The sequence below is a fragment of the Chryseobacterium candidae genome (assembly GCF_004916905.1).
Classification (GTDB): Bacteria; Bacteroidota; Bacteroidia; order Flavobacteriales; family Weeksellaceae; genus Chryseobacterium; species Chryseobacterium candidae.
On sequence record NZ_SDLV01000029.1, the window covers coordinates 119,459 to 135,701 of the forward strand.

13 protein-coding genes are annotated in these 16,243 nt (G+C 36.9%); 11 read left to right on the forward strand and 2 right to left on the reverse strand.

From position 1 onward, the window contains the following. Nucleotides 1-16: 16 nt before the first annotated feature. From glmS to EK417_RS14550, 7 genes are all read left to right on the forward strand, one after another. Nucleotides 17-1,870 carry a glutamine--fructose-6-phosphate transaminase (isomerizing) gene (glmS, locus tag EK417_RS14520; protein ID WP_136522544.1) on the forward strand — a complete coding sequence of 618 codons (1,854 nt, stop codon included), beginning with the start codon at nt 17-19 and terminating at the stop codon, nt 1,868-1,870. A gap of 108 nt (nt 1,871-1,978) precedes the next feature. Then, nucleotides 1,979-3,400, forward strand: coding sequence for a T9SS ring complex lipoprotein PorK/GldK (gene porK / locus EK417_RS14525; protein ID WP_076596716.1), 1,422 nt, complete (start codon nt 1,979-1,981; stop codon nt 3,398-3,400). A 60-nt stretch (nt 3,401-3,460) separates the two neighbouring features. Beyond that, nucleotides 3,461-4,159, forward strand: coding sequence for a type IX secretion system motor protein PorL/GldL (porL, locus tag EK417_RS14530; RefSeq protein WP_047428085.1), 699 nt, complete (start codon nt 3,461-3,463; stop codon nt 4,157-4,159). A 52-nt stretch (nt 4,160-4,211) separates the two neighbouring features. Further along, a complete protein-coding gene (gene porM, locus EK417_RS14535; protein ID WP_076596717.1) occupies nt 4,212-5,804 on the forward strand; it encodes a type IX secretion system motor protein PorM/GldM in 1,593 nt (530 codons plus the stop codon). 20 nt (nt 5,805-5,824) lie between these two features. After that, on the forward strand, nt 5,825-6,763 hold the full coding sequence (gene porN, locus EK417_RS14540; protein ID WP_076596718.1) for a type IX secretion system ring subunit PorN/GldN: 939 nt from the start codon (nt 5,825-5,827) through the stop codon (nt 6,761-6,763). A 55-nt stretch (nt 6,764-6,818) separates the two neighbouring features. Further along, the gene (locus tag EK417_RS14545) at nt 6,819-7,853 is read left to right on the forward strand and encodes an NAD(P)/FAD-dependent oxidoreductase (protein ID WP_076596719.1); all 1,035 of its coding nucleotides are present in this window, start codon (nt 6,819-6,821) and stop codon (nt 7,851-7,853) included. A gap of 34 nt (nt 7,854-7,887) precedes the next feature. After that, a complete protein-coding gene (locus EK417_RS14550; protein ID WP_136522545.1) occupies nt 7,888-8,148 on the forward strand; it encodes a SemiSWEET transporter in 261 nt (86 codons plus the stop codon). A gap of 68 nt (nt 8,149-8,216) precedes the next feature. Here the strand turns inward: EK417_RS14550 and EK417_RS14555 are convergent, their stop codons facing one another. Then, complete coding sequence (locus tag EK417_RS14555; protein ID WP_136522546.1) at nt 8,217-8,651, reverse strand: META domain-containing protein; 435 nt, start codon at nt 8,649-8,651, stop codon at nt 8,217-8,219. A gap of 39 nt (nt 8,652-8,690) precedes the next feature. Then, on the reverse strand, nt 8,691-9,080 hold the full coding sequence (locus tag EK417_RS14560) for a multicopper oxidase domain-containing protein (RefSeq protein ID WP_136522547.1): 390 nt from the start codon (nt 9,078-9,080) through the stop codon (nt 8,691-8,693). A gap of 637 nt (nt 9,081-9,717) precedes the next feature. On the opposite strand from EK417_RS14560, the gene EK417_RS14565 reads away from it, so the two are divergent. The 4 genes from EK417_RS14565 (at nt 9,718) to EK417_RS14580 (ending at nt 15,977) form a co-directional block, all read left to right on the forward strand. Beyond that, entirely contained in the window at nt 9,718-10,104 is a 387-nt protein-coding gene (locus tag EK417_RS14565; RefSeq protein ID WP_136522548.1) for a hypothetical protein, read from the forward strand. Between the two features lie 148 nt (nt 10,105-10,252). Next, entirely contained in the window at nt 10,253-11,335 is a 1,083-nt protein-coding gene (locus EK417_RS14570) for an efflux RND transporter periplasmic adaptor subunit (protein WP_136522553.1), read from the forward strand. A 21-nt stretch (nt 11,336-11,356) separates the two neighbouring features. Then, the gene (locus EK417_RS14575; RefSeq protein WP_136522549.1) at nt 11,357-14,548 is read left to right on the forward strand and encodes an efflux RND transporter permease subunit; all 3,192 of its coding nucleotides are present in this window, start codon (nt 11,357-11,359) and stop codon (nt 14,546-14,548) included. Next, entirely contained in the window at nt 14,520-15,977 is a 1,458-nt protein-coding gene (locus EK417_RS14580; RefSeq protein ID WP_136522550.1) for a TolC family protein, read from the forward strand. The genes EK417_RS14575 and EK417_RS14580 overlap by 29 nt, the downstream gene beginning before the upstream one ends. Nucleotides 15,978-16,243: the final 266 nt, after the last annotated feature.

The window sequence follows — 16,243 nt, forward strand, 5'->3', positions numbered from 1 at the left end:
CTAGACAAAATAAAATATGTGCGGAATAGTAGGATATACAGGTTTTCAAGACGCTTATGAAATTGTAATTAATGGTCTTAGAAGATTGGAATATAGAGGGTATGACAGTGCCGGAATTGTTTTAGAAGGACCAGATAACAAGCTGGAAGTAGAAAAAACAAAAGGTAAAGTTGAGGATTTGGTGAATATTTCCAAAGAGCTAAAAGGAACGTCTAAAATTGGAATGGGACACACCCGTTGGGCTACCCATGGAGTTCCAAGTGACAGAAATTCCCACCCGCACTTGTCAAATAACGGAAAAATTGCAATTGTACATAATGGTATTATTGAAAACTATGATACCATTAAAACAATGCTTACTGAAAAAGGATTTACTTTCAAGTCAGAAACAGATACAGAAGTACTGGTAAACCTTATCCAGTATTTTATGGATCTTAATCCGGATATCGATTTCCCAACTGCAGTGAGATATGCATTGAATGAAGTATATGGAGCATATGCAATAACGGTACTTCACGAAGATTATCCCGGAGTATTGGTGGTAGGAAGGTTAGGGTCTCCTTTAGCAATCGGAATCGGAGATAAAGAATATTTTATTGCATCTGATGCTTCCCCTTTCGTAGAATTTACAAAAGAAGCTATATATCTTGAAGAAGGACATATGGCAACAATATCTCTGGAAAACGGAGTAGATATCAGAACGATCAATGAAAACTCTAAAATTAAGCCGGAAATTCAGGAGCTTAAATTAAGTCTTGAACAAATCGAGAAAGGTGGATACGAGCATTTCATGCTTAAAGAAATCTTTGAACAGCCTAAATCTGTACATGATACCATGAGAGGTAGACTTCTTGTAGATGAGGGAATTATTAAAATGGCTGGAATCTGGGATCATGTTGAGAAATTCAAAAATGCTAACAGAATTATAATTATTGCCTGTGGTACTTCATGGCATGCAGGTCTTATCGGAGAATATCTGATAGAAGAATACGCAAGAATCCCTGTTGAAGTAGAATATGCATCAGAGTTCAGATACAGAAACCCTATCATTACAGATAAAGATGTGGTGATTGCGATTTCTCAGTCTGGAGAAACTGCCGATACAATGGCTGCTTTAAAATTAGCAAAAGAAAAAGGGGCATTTATATATGGTATATGTAATGTCGTAGACTCTTCTATTGCAAGAATTACAGATGCCGGTTCATATACCCATGCTGGTCCGGAAATCGGGGTTGCTTCTACCAAAGCGTTTACGGCACAGCTTACGATTCTTACTTTAATTGCTTTTAAATTAGGAAAACACAACGGGAACTTAGGAAATGCTGAATTTATGAGCTTAATTGCTGAGCTTGATGCTATGCCTAAGAAAATTGAAGAAGTGTTGAGTAGCACCCATGAGCTTACGCAGAATATTGCAAAAGATTTTGTGAAAGCTACCAATTTCCTTTATCTGGGAAGAGGATACAATTATCCTGCAGCCCTAGAAGGAGCATTAAAACTAAAAGAAATTTCTTATATCCATGCAGAAGGCTACCCGGCTGCAGAAATGAAGCATGGTCCGATTGCCCTGATCGATGAAAACATGCCGATTGTCATTATAGCACCTAGAAAAGGTCACTATGATAAAATCGTAAGTAATGTTCAGGAAATTAAAGCGAGAAAAGGAAAAATTATCGCTGTAGTTAATAAAGGAGACCGTCAGGTGAGCGAAATGGCAGATTATGTTATCGAAATCCCTGAAACTTCAGAATGTTTCTCTCCAATTGTTGCTTCCGTACCTCTGCAACTGCTTGCTTATTATATTGCAGTATATAGAGGAGCCAATGTAGATCAACCGAGAAACCTTGCAAAATCTGTTACCGTGGAATAAAAAGTTGTTGTAAATAAAATAAATTTAGATTTCTTCCGTTATTTCAAAAAAAATCTTAAAAGTTTCTTAAAAAAATTATATATTTACGGCTTAATTATAAAAATTAACATGAAAAGGATATTTCTTTTATTATTGTCTGCGTCGGTAGCATCGGTATCTTGTTCAGGTGGTGGCAGCTCTTCTGTAGGGAAGCCAGGAACAAAAGGAGAATTGATACCAAGAGAAAAAACTAAATCATTTGTTGCGGAAAGACCATACGGAATGGTTGCAATTCCTGCAGGTTCATTTGTTGCTGGTTTAGCAGACCAGGATCCGACAAATACTCCTGAAAAAGCATCATTGAAAACAGTTACTGTTTCTTCTTTCTTCATGGATGAAGCAGAAACTACCAACTCGGAGTACAGAGTATTTATCAATTATGTAAGAGACTCTATTGCGAGAACTTTACTTGCTGAAGCTGCCGGAGAAGGTGGTGATGAAGGCGGACGTAAAGGAGCTGCAATAGGTGATTATGCATATCTTGCTAAAAAAGAAGAAAACTTAACACCTTATCAAGAATATATGGAAGGCCAGGGTGGCCGTGAAGATGGAGGATATGATGCAAGTAAAAGATTAGATTGGAAAATTCCTTTACACTGGAGTACTACAAAATACCCGGATGTAGAATACGCAGAGGTTTTAGAATCTATGTATCTGCCTTCTTCTTCCAGAATTGGAAACGAAAGAATTTTAGATGTAAGTAAGCTGAAATATACATACCGTTGGGGAGATATGGATGCTGCTGTTGCAGATAACGAAAGAGGAGCTAATTACCTGAGAAGCGAAAGTATTGCGATCTATCCTGATACAACCGTTTGGGTAAAAGATTTCCACTTTGCTTACAATGAGCCATTGTTCGAGCAGTATTTCTGGCATAAAGCTTATAAAGACTATCCTGTAGTGGGAGTTACCTGGGATCAGGCAAGAGCTTACTGCAACTTCAGATCTAAATTGAAAACAGATTACAACGAAAGTTTAAAAAGAAAAAAACAAAGACCATTAGAGTTCCGTCTTCCAACTGAGACTGAATGGGAATATGCTGCAAGAGGAGGGATGCAAAACGCTACTTATCCTTGGGGCGGTCCGTATTTAATGGATGACAGAGGTTGTTACCTGGCAAACTTCAAACCGAAGAGAGGTAACTACATGGAAGACGAGAAAAAAGGAACTTATACATATACAGCTCCAGTTAAGAAATTTAAGAAAAATGGGTTTGGGTTGTTTGATATGGCTGGAAACGTTTCTGAGTGGACACAATCTGCGTATAACAATTCTTCATACGGATTCTCTTCTACATTAAATCCTTCTACTAAAGATAAAAAGGATACGAAGAAATCTGTAAGAGGTGGATCTTGGAAAGATATAGGATATGCACTAATGACAGGTGCCAGAGATTGGGAAAGAAAAGATTCCGCAAGAAGCTATATCGGATTCAGAACTGTACAGGATATTCCTGAAGCAGCAGTTAAACCAAGAAGAGTTAACAGATAACGAATCAGACAATTATTTTTCAATAACAATTTTATTTAACATTAAAAAAACTAACTCAATATGTTTAAGACTAAAGATGCTTGGATGAATTTCTTTTATTCATTCGGTGCTGCAATTGTAATTCTTGGAGCTTGGCTTAAAATTACTCACATTACCTTGGGACCTATTAATGGTAATATCGCTCTTACTGTAGGACTTATTACTGAGGCGATTATCTTTATCATCTTTGCATTTGACCCTCCAAAATCAGAAGAGTCTTATGCATGGGAAAATGTTTATCCTGAGTTATTAGATAAACATGCTAATCCAAACCCATTACACTCTAATGTATCTTCTAGAAATAATAATGCAGCAGCTCAATTTGCAGAATTAGAAAACTCTCTTTCTAACAAATTGGATAAAATGCTTGAAGATGCCAGATTAGATGTTCAGTTATTTGAAAGACTGAGAACAGGAATTGATAAATTCTCAAACTCTGTTGATCAGATCAATCAAACTGTTGACGTATCTGCCTCTACTCACAAATATAACGATCAATTAAATAAAGCAGCTCAGCACATGGAAAGCATGAATGCTCTTTATGCAATGCAGCTTGAAAGCGGTAAGAGACAATCTGAATTTGCTAACAAGTATGTGGCTGATATGCAGAAATCTGCAGAGCAATCTGAAAAATTCAACCAAGAGCTACAAGGTTTAACATCTAATCTTAATAACTTAAATAGAGTTTATGGTGGTATGCTAACTGCTATGAAGTCTTAATTCCTAACCATTTCTAAATTTAACTACTTAATCAAAAAACAAAGAAAAGAGAATGGCACAAGGAAAACAGACCCCTCGTCAGAAGATGATCAACCTGATGTATTTGGTGTTCATCGCGATGATGGCCCTAAATATTGATGCAGAAATCATCAGATCATACTATGACTCTACCAGAGCATTGAATGAAACCAGAACTTTAACAGAAAAAAAGAACGAGAAGATCTTTGAAAGAACGTTGGAAGCTAAGGCTCAGCAAGTTCCGGATACTTATGCACAGCCTTGGGCTCAGTACAAAGTATTGAAAGCCAAAATTGATGCATTGGTAAAATCAGCTCAGGATGTTAAAGATTTGTTGAAGAAACAATCTGAGTTTCATGACAAAGATCCACAAACAGGAAAAGATGTTGATGTAAGTGAAAACTTTGCTGCATTGAACAACAACGAAGCGACTACTGAATATTTCTTCAAGGAAGGAGATGAAAATACTCCATCAAAGAATGCATTAGACCTGAAAGCTAAAATTGATGACGTAAGAAACTACATCAACGCTACTTTTGGAAACAATGCTCAGTTACAGGATTTAGTAGCAAGAGCTAATAAGTCTCTAATTGCGGAGTATCCTAAAGGAACATCTCCAAATGAGAAAACTTGGTTCCAAAATAAATTTTATCATCAGCCGCTAATTGCTGCAATATCTAATTTGGAAATTATCCAAAATGATGCCAGAAACGTACAATCTGATGCATTGGCACTATTACTTCAGGAAAAAGTAGATGCGAGTATTAAATTCTCAAGCTATGAGCCTATTGTTTCAGGTCCGGTAGATATCCAGGCAGGAAAACAGGCAGAGGTAAAAGTAATGTTGGGTACTTATTCTAACAGTAATAAGATCAGCATCTCTGGTGTAGGTAAAGTTGAAAATGGTAAAGGAACAATCGCTATTTCAGGTTCTGGAATTGGTGAACATAAATTAGGAGGTACCATTACATTAACAGATGCTTCAGGTAAGCCACAGTCTTTCCCTTGGACACATACATACAATGTAATTGCTGGACCAAGAGAAGTAAAACTTGAAAAAGGATTATTGCTTTCTGCGGATAAAATGAATGTAATGTACAGAGGACTTGAGAACCCTGTTTCAGGATCAATCTTAGGTGCTGACAATTCTAAACTTTCATTATCTGCTCCGGGTGCAGCTGTAAGAAGTACAGGCCCAGGAAAATGGATTGTAAAACCAACTACTGGTAATACGGTTAAACTGACATTATCGGGAACAGATCCTTATGGAAAATCTGTATCTCAGGTATTTGAATATAGAATTAAGAATGTACCACCACCGCAAGGTCAGATCAGAGGAAGCAGCATCGTATCTATGCCTGCCACTTCTATCCAGAATCAAACGGTACAGGCAGCAATTCCTGACTTCGACTTCCCTGTTTCATTTACTGTAACTCAGTTTATGGTGAGAGTACCAGGTAGAGCAGCATTACTTGTTCACGGGAATTCATTAAATGATGCAGCCGGATTAGTGAAAAACCTTAGATCTGGAGACGTAGTTTCTGTCTTTGATATTAAAGTTACTGCTCAAGGTTTAGATGGTCAGGTTATTAAAAATATTACTCCTATAATCATTAACATTCCATAGGACTAAAATTGTAATTTATTATGAAAAAATATATTAGCACCCTTTTAGTATTAGTTTCGGGATTTGCTTTTTCCCAGACTATTCTGAATGCATCCTCTCCGGAAGAGTTCAGACAGATGAGAGCAGAAAATAAACAGAAAGTTGGTGATACTATTGTAGATAAAACAGTAAAACCTCTTGAGTATGGTTTTGTAGAAGATAAAGATATCTTTAAAAGTATGTTTGTATGGGAGATCATTGATATGAATGATAAAATCAACCAGCCATTCTACTATGATAATCCGGATGGTCTTCTTGCTACACCTACAAGATCTCTATACCAACTATTACTGGATGCAGCTTTATCTGGAAAGATTGAACAGGTATATGATGATGAAAACTTTACTGTAAAACTTTCTCCTGAAGGAATTCAGAAAAGATTGGAAAAAGTTATCATCAATGATGCAGCTATTGATATCTTAAACTCTGGAAGACAACTTACAGAAGCAGAAAAGAAACAATATACTGACGTATTTAAGACAACTACCGATAAAGTAAAAGTTCTTAAAATCATGGGTATGTGGTTTATTGATAAGAGAGACGGACAAATGAAATACAGACCTCTGGGTATTGCTGCAATGGGACCAGATCCTGCAGTACAGGGAGTTATTGGTCCAGATGGTAAGCCTATTGCAAGTAACGATGAGCTTATTGACCTGTTCTGGATCTATTATCCAAGTGCCCGTGATGTTTTAGCAAATAATTTTGTCTTCAACAGAAAAAATTCATCTGCTGACTTATCTTTCGATGATGTGATCAATGCAAGAAGATTCTCTTCTATCATTTATAAGTCTTCAGCCGGTTTGGGAGACGGTACTATTAAGGACTATATTCCTAAGAATGCCGATGAACAACTGGAAGAAAGCGATAGAATCAAAGCACAGATTCTTGAAATGGAAAATGATATGTGGAATTACTAGATTTCACTTGATATTTATAGAAAACCTGAGTACTTTTACTCAGGTTTTTTTTATTATGAAAAATGTAGATTATATTATTGTAGGAGATGGATATGCAGGGCTTTTCTTAGCTCATCAGCTCATTAAAAATAACAAATCTTTCGTGATCTTTACGGAAGGAAGAAAAAGTGCTTCTCAGGTTTCAGCAGGAATTATCAATCCTGTTGTACTGAAGAAGTTTACCACATTCTGGAAAGCGCAGGAACAAATAGACTTTCTTAAAGACAGTCTTAAAGAAATAGAATCATATACCGGAGAAAATTATTTAATCAACGTTCCTATTCACAGAATTTTTCATGATGAGAACGAGCAGAATTTATGGTTGAAAAAATCAGGAAATGAAGAATTGTCTCATTTTCTTGATCAAAATTTCGATCGTTTAAATATAGTAAAAAACGATTTTCTTACCGGAAAGGTTAATCAGTCTGCAAGGCTTAATGTTAATGGATTTTTCAGTGGTTTATTCAATTATTTTGAAAAAAATGATCATCTGGTAAAAGAAAAATTCGATTATTCAAAATTGAACCCATCCGAATCGATATATAAGGATTTTAATTTCAAAAATATTATTTTCTGTGAAGGAATGGGTGTGAAAGATAATCCCTACTTTTCAGAGATCGCAGTAAACCCGAATAAAGGTCATCATATAAAAGTGAAACTGTCACAACCGATTCCGGAAAACATAACGATTAAAAAGAAACACTTTTTATTCCCAACCGGAAACGGCCTGTATTTTTATGGAGGAACTTATGACAGAGAACAGCTTCATCACCATATTGATGAATCAGCAGTTGCACAATTAGTGAAAGGACTTTCAGAATTTTATCCTTATGATTTTGAAGTTGAGGAAGTGCATTTTGGATTTCGTCCAACTGTAAAAGACAGAAGGCCTATCATAGGAAGGCATGAAACGTTCGGTAATCTCTATGTCTTTAATGGACTTGGAGCCCGTGGTATTCTTAATGGATGCTATTTTTCAAGAGATTTGTTCCGTTTTATGGAAGAAGATACTCCATTGCATACAGAAGTTTCATTGAACAGATTTCAATAGTGTATCTTAGTGTTAATTTCCAAACTAAAAATCTATGGATGAAAATATTTTAGGTATCGTTGCCGGAATTCTTACTTCCGTTTCAATGATTCCACAACTTATAAAGGTGATCAGAGAAAAGAATGTAGAAGATATTTCTTTACTCATGCTTCTGGTTCTGATTTCTGGACTCTCTTTATGGGTATGGTATGGCTTTGAAAAAGACGAATTACCTATTATTGTATCCAATGCATTTGCCGTTCTGGTGAATATCAGCCTTCTGATCTGTTATATAATATACAACAAGAAAAAATAGCAATATCAAAATAAGATACGCCTCATCATGATGAGGCGTATCTTATTTTTTATGTAAGTGAGATTCAATTACTGAAGAACAAATTTAGCTAAAGGAGCCATTCTTGCTTTGTTTAAAGTAAGTGTATTTCCATTTACAGAGTAATTGTCTGCTGCGAGAATTGCTTTGGTGAATTGATTTTCAATATCAAGATCTTCACAAGCCATCTTGGTAGACATTCCCTGATTGAATTTAATTCTCATTATGTCCGGTTGGATCTCAAATGTTCCTCCTAAACCATTACATCCGGCATGCCCCTGATATCTCATTCCGTCCATTTCAAGCTTGAAATAAGGATTGTTTTTAGGATTCTTCAGTTCAATCGGCTTCCCGTTAAGCTCTGTAAGTTTCCAAGTTTTTCCTGTAATATCAGTAGTTGCTTTTTGAGCATTTTGTGTTTTACATGAAACAACTAAAAATGTTGCGACAACAAGTGCCGATAAATAATAATATAAACTTCTCATAATGTGTAATTTTTTAAATGTAAATTGCTAATCCCTATGCTAATACGATGCCATTTTTGCGGGACCTGACTCTTTTTTTGACTGTTTAAGATGGAACAGAACCATATCAACATTCTTTTTCAGGAAGGTGATATTCCCTTTAATATCAGAATATTGATACTCTTCATTGGAGGCTGTATAATCAGGTAAAGCATCACTTTTTTTAAGGTCAAAAGTTTTGCCGTTTAAATGTATTGTTGCTGTATTTTTGGTGTTGTTGATCGTTACTTCTATTTTTTCTCCATAACTGTCAACATACACATTTTTTGAAATGTCATCTGTATTTTCCGGAGCAGCAGTAATGGTTTCAGCGTCTTTTCCGGGATGTTTACACGCTGTTAGGGAAATAATAGTCAATCCGAAAAGGACTGGTAATAATAATTTTTTCATAGTGATAAGTGATTTTAAAGTGTTTCATGAATTATGATGTTGATGCCATATAAATTTACAAATATTTTTAATAAATATATGTTAATTTTTCATAAACTAACAGAAAATTAAAGTTTTATATGATTTAACTCACTGCTTTTATAAACAAAATTCAGGAAACAAAAAGTAATAATTATTGTGGATAATTAAGAATAACCGTTGTTAATTCAGGGTTTTTAACGAACGAGTTTTCAATAGTATAATCTTGTTTTTTCTCATTTCTCATTTGATGTGTTAATTTTCGGCAAAAATAATTCAAAAATAAGAGAGTGACAATAAGTTAATGTTAATAATTCTTATTTATGATAAAGTTTAGGTGGGAATAGAGAAATTTTAATAATAGAATACCAGGCCATTTAAAATGTTCAAAAATGCAACCGCTTTAAAATTAAAATTTCCTTAAATCAACGGAAGTGGCTTAATTTTTGAAAATTGAAACTTGCACAAATGAGATGTCAGAATTGCTCGAATGACGCTTGAATAAAAGAAATATTTAATATTTATCATATTTTTACATTCAGGTATTTTAAAGAAGAGTTAAATTTTGTTAATCCATGACGATAATATCATAATCCGGGTGTACATTTGCAACTTCAAAATGAGAAACTTTATAGTATACTTTTTAACCAGTCTTTTTCTGCTCTTTGTAGTAGAAAGCAGACTTGATGTTAAAACGCTCCGAAACGACTATAACGGTCATGTTTCTCATCATATGCCGAAAAAAGCCAACCGACTGAATCAGACTTTTGAAAAACTCTCTGTTCAGCAAATGGTCGATAGTGTAGACAATTCCACTTTAGAACTTACCGAAAATGATTTCCAGCTGTCTGATGTATGGCAGGCTATTGTTGTTTTTGCCGGAGTTTTCAGTCTTGTCTATATTTTTGGGTTAAAAAGCTATCAACGGTCAAAACCGGATATTCATGGCTTTGTTCTTGGTTTAGCAACCAAAAGATTTATTCTTATCCGTTCTATTAGAATTTAAAAATTCTCCGTTCTATTTATTTTTCTGCCAGATTCCGGGTGGAAAGTACCTGCGTTGTGTATGTTGGTAATCATCACATCGTCCCTCTTTTATTACCGTTTTTATTTCTATCAAAACATTAACGATTTATATAAACTCTAGAATTATGATAAAAAGAGTTGCTTCGGGAATTGCGCTGAGTGCCCTTCTGTTGGCGGTTGGCTGCAATAAGAAAGAACAAGAAAAAGAAGAAGTTACCGTATATCCGGTAACATCCCCTGTGGTAATGGATACCGTAATCAACAAAGAATACGTAGCCCAGATTCAATCTGTAAAAAACATTGAAGTAAGAGCTCAGGAAAAAGGTTTTCTGGAAAAAATCTTTGTAGATGAAGGACAATACGTACAGGCGGGGCAAACATTGTTCCGGATCATGCCTAAACTGTATCAGGCAGAATTATTAAAAGCAAAAGCAGAAGTGGAACAGGCTTCCATTGAGCTGAAAAACGCAAGTACATTGGCGGGAAACAATATCGTCTCTAAAAATGAAAGAGCAATGGCAAAAGCCAAGCTGGATGCGGCCAATGCAGAGATGAAACTGGCTCAGATCCATCTTTCTTTTACTGATATCAAAGCACCGTTCTCAGGTATTATCAACAGGATTCCTCTGAAATTAGGAAGTCTTGTAGATGAAGGTGATCTGTTGACTTCGTTATCAGATAATACAAGTATCTATACGTATTTCAATGTTTCAGAACCGGAATATTTAAGCTATCAGACTCATGCTGCGGACAGAGGCAGTAACCAGGTTTCTCTGATTACAGCAAACGGAGAAACATATACACAAAAAGGAGAAATTCAGACGATTGAAGGAGAATTTGATAACGAAACAGGAAATATTGCTTTCCGTGCGAAATTCCCTAATCCGGACAAACTTCTGAGAAACGGAGAAACCGGAAAAGTGCAGATGTCTGTGCCTGTTCATAATGCTCTGATCATTCCTCAGAAAGCAACCTATGAGATTCAGGATCAGAAATATGTATTTGTTATTGATAAAAATGGAGTAGCAAAATCCAGAAATATCAAAGTGGCCTATGAACTTCAGGACTTGTATGTGGTAGGATCAGGAATTTCAAAAGGAGATCAGATTCTTCTGGAAGGAGTTCAGAAAGTAAAGGATGATCAAAAAGTGAAAACAAAATTCCAGGATCCTAAGAAAGTTCTTCAATCATTGAAATTAAAAGCAGAGTAGTCGTCTCTAAAATGAAGCAGTATGTTTAAGAAATTCATTCGCAGACCAGTTCTGTCTATAGTAATCTCATTGATTATTGTATTTATGGGAATACTGTCATTGGTAAAACTTCCTGTGACACAGTTCCCATCCATTTCTCCGCCTAAAGTAAATATCACCGCGGAATATCCCGGAGCTAACAACGAATTGTTGATTAAATCCGTAGTAATTCCTTTGGAAAGAGGATTAAATGGAGTTCCCGGTATGAAATATATGACCTCAGATGCCGGAAATGACGGGGAAGCTTCCATTCAGATTGTATTTGATCTGGGAACGGACCCCAATGTAGCAGCGGTAAATGTTCAGAACCGTGTATCTTCAGTAGTCAATAAACTTCCGCCTCTGGTAGTGCGTGAAGGGGTAAAGATCACGCGTGAAGAACCTAACATGTTGATGTACATTAACCTGTACAGTGATGATCCTAAAGCTGACCAGAAATTCCTTTTCAATTATGCGGATATCAATGTAATGTCTGAATTGAGAAGGGTAAGCGGTGTAGGTTTTGCCGATATCCTGGGAACCCGTGAATATGCCATGCGTATCTGGCTTAAGCCGGACAGGTTAACAGCTTATAATATTTCAGCAGATGAAGTAATGGAATCTCTGAATGAGCAGAGTTTGGAAGCTTCCCCTGGGAAAACAGGTGAAAGTTCAGGAAAACGCTCTCAGTCTTTCGAGTACGTATTAAAATATCCCGGGCGTTTCAATAATGAAAAAGATTACGGAAATATTATTTTAAAAGCAAAACCGAACGGAGAATCTGTAAGGCTTAAAGATGTTGCCGATATAGAGTTTGGAAGTTCCATGTATGATATTTATTCCACATTGAACGGAAAACCTTCAGCAGCAATCACGGTAAAGCAATCCTATGGATCCAATGCAAGTGAAGTTATCAAAAATGTGAAAGCATTGATGAAAGATCTTGAAAAAAATAATTTCCCTAAGGGAATGCATTATGACATCAGTTATGACGTTTCAAGATTTCTGGATGCCTCCATGGAAAAAGTAATCCATACTTTATTTGAAGCCTTCATTTTGGTTGCCATCGTAGTATTCCTGTTCCTTGGAGACTGGCGCTCAACATTGATCCCTGCATTAGCCGTTCCGGTTTCATTGGTAGGAACATTTGCTGTGATGTCCGCCTTTGGAATTACCCTGAATATGATTTCCCTCTTTGCCTTAGTAATGGCGATCGGTGTTGTAGTAGATGACGCGATTGTAGTTATTGAAGCTGTTCACGCCAAGATGGAAGAGAAACATCTTTCCCCATTGAAGGCCACGGAAGAAGCAATGCATGAGATCAGTGGAGCAATTATCGCCATTACGCTGGTAATGGCATCGGTATTCATTCCGATTGCATTTATGTCCGGACCGGTTGGGGTATTCTATCGTCAGTTCTCGATTACAATGGCTTCATCCATTATTTTATCAGGAGTAGTGGCACTTACTTTGACACCGGCATTATGTGCTCTGATCTTAAGAAATAATCATGGAAAAGCTAAGAAGAAAACTCCGGTTACTATTTTCCTTGATAAATTCAACAACCTGTTTACAAAAGGAGCCGGAAGATATGAGAAAATACTGAATAAAACGGTAACGAAAAAGACAATAACATTGCCATTGCTGTTAGCATTTTGTGCCTGTACATTCTTCCTGAGCAATTCTTTACCTTCAGGGTTTATTCCTGCTGAAGACCAGGGGATGATTTATGCCATTATTCAGACACCTCCGGGATCAACATTGGAAAGAACCAATCAGATTGCAAGAGAACTTTTGAGAGAATCTGAAGATATTGACGGCGTACAGTCTGTTTCTTCTCTTGCAGGGTATGAAATTTTGACGGAAGGTACCGGATCCAACTCAGGAACTTGTCTGATCAACCTTAAAAGCTGGGAAGAACGTAAAGAATCAGCTGCAGAAATCATTGAAAAACTTGAGGAAAAAGCCAAGAATATTCCGGGAGCCAATATTGAATTTTTCCAGCCGCCTTCTGTACCGGGATATGGAGCTGCAGGAGGTTTTGAACTTCGTTTGCTGGATAAAGCAGGAAGTGGAGATTATCATAAAATGGAGCAGGTAAGTAATGATTTTGTGAAGGAACTTAAGAAGCGTCCGGAACTGGGATCAGCATTTACATTCTATTCTGCGAGTTTCCCACAGTACATGCTTAAGATAGATAATGATCTTGCGGAGCAAAAAGGAGTCACTATTGAAAAGGCGATGGATAACCTTTCTACATTGATCGGTTCCAACTATGAAACGAGTTTTATCCGTTTTGACAGACCTTATAAGGTTATTGTTCAGGCCGGACCTCAATATCGTGCGCTTCCCACTGACCTCTTGAAATTATATGTTAAAAATGATAAAGACCAGATGGTTCCGTATTCAGACTTTATGAGATTGGAAAAAGTATACGGATTATCGGAGATTACAAGGCATAATATGTATAACTCTGCCGAGGTGAGTGGAACTCCGGCACCTGGATACAGTAGTGGACAGGCAATTCAGGCAATTCAGGAAGTTGCGGATAAAACACTTCCAAGAGGTTTTGGTATCGACTGGGCAGGGATCTCCAAAGATGAAGTAAGCCGTGGTAATGAAGCCGTATTTATCTTCCTTGTATGTTTAGGATTTGTTTACCTGATTCTTTCTGCACAATATGAAAGTTTCATCCTTCCTCTACCGGTTATTTTATCCCTTCCGGTAGGTATTTTTGGAGCATTTTTATGCTTAAAGCTTTTAGGATTGGAAAACAATATCTATGCGCAGGTGGCCATGGTTATGCTTATCGGACTTCTGGGTAAAAATGCCGTATTGATTGTTGAATTTGCTGTACAGAAGAAAGCAGAAGAGGGAATTCCTGTGGCAAAAGCTGCTATTGAAGGAGCTGCCATTCGTTTCCGTCCGATTTTGATGACCTCATTTGCCTTCATCGCAGGATTAATTCCATTGGTGATTGCAACCGGACCTGGAGCAGTGGGTAACAGAACCATTGGTACAGCAGCGGCAGGAGGAATGTTAATCGGAACCATTTTCGGATTGATGATTATCCCCGGATTGTATTATATCTTCGGAACAATTGCTGATAAGTCACGATTGGCGAGATATGAAGAAGAGAATCCTTTAACAGAACAAACTGAACCTTATGAACATGATGGAAAATTCGAAGACTAAAAATATAATCACAGCCATTGCCTTATCACTTGTACTTGCAAGCTGTAAGGCGCCGATGGCGACTGTCATAAAAGACGAGGTAAAAGAAAACATTCCTCAGAACTTTAATCAGGAAGAACAGCAGGATGCTAACAGCAATAGCGGAACAACACCATGGAGACAGTTCTTTACAGATCCTAATCTGGTAACTCTCATTGAAACCGCTTTAAAGAATAATCAGGAGCTGTTGATCACACTTCAGGAGATCGAAATTGCGAAAAGTGGTGTGTTAGCTAAAAAAGGAAGGCTTACTCCTACTGTTTCCGCAGGAATAGGTGCAGGGCTGAAAAAATCTGGTCGCTATACGAGTGAAGGAGCAGGTGATGCTACCACAGAAATTGAACCGGGAAAAGAAATGCCGGACCCCCTTGGTAATTTTGAAGCAGGATTAAACGCAAGCTGGGAGATTGATATCTGGAAAAAACTCAGAACGGAAAAAGAATCTGCAGTTGCTCATTATCTTTCTACGGTGGAAGGGAAGAACTTCGTTTTGTCTAATCTTATTGAAGAAGTTGCTGATAATTATTATGAATTGCTGGCGCTTGATAACCAGTTGGATATTATACAGCAGTACATCAAGCTTCAGCAGAGAGCATTGGAAATTTCCAAAATTCAGAAAGAAGCGGCTGCTGCAACAGAACTGGCAGTGAAAAAATTTGAAGCAGAACTGGCGAAATCCAAAGCAGCAGAATATACAATCCGCCAGCAGATCACAGAGAAGGAAAATGAAATCAATGCTTTGCTGGGAAGATATCCACAGCCAATCGTGAGAACAAAGGAAAACTTTATGTCTACCATTCCTCCGACGGTTTATACCGGAATTCCGTCTCAGCTATTAGCCAACCGTCCTGATATCAAGCAGGCAGAACTGGAATTGAAGGCTTCAAAACTGGATGTGGAAGCTGCAAGAAAAGAATTCTATCCTTCTTTGGAAATTTCTGCAACCTTAGGACTGGAAGCTTTCAAACCATCCTATCTTGTTAAATTGCCGGAATCCATTGCTTATAATCTGGCAGGTGAACTGGCAGGTCCGCTGATTAACAAAAGTGCGATAAAAGCGAACTTCCAGACCGCAGATGCCAAACAGGTTCAGGCGTTGTACGAATATGACAAAACTATTCTGAATGCTTATCTGGATGTTGCCAATCTGATGTCAAAAGTTAAAAACATAGATCAGTATTATCAGTTGAAATCACAGGAAACAAAAGCCCTGGATCAGTCTATTGATATTGCCAATCAGTTATTCCGTAATTCAAGAGCTGATTATCTTGAAGTTCTTCTGAACCAGAGAGATGCATTGGATGCTAAAATGGAGCTTATCGAAGCAAAACAAAAACAGCTCAGCACTGTAGTCGACATCTATAAAAGTTTAGGTGGAGGCTGGAAATAAAACATCATAATTCTATCAATAAACAGTTAATGTTTTTTGGAGGGTCAATTCTTTTAGGATTGGCCCTTTTTATTTTTAATACGACAGGTTTTGTCGTTCTAAGTCGATATTTTTGCCTCATAACAGAATGAAAATATACAGAGAATTTACTTATGAATAGTATGATTTACATTAAAGCACACAAGAGTGATTTTTGTGTCTTAAAAAGTATTAAATTCGTGAAGTTTTAAGAAACTAATTACTAACTCAGAAAACATAGAATGAAA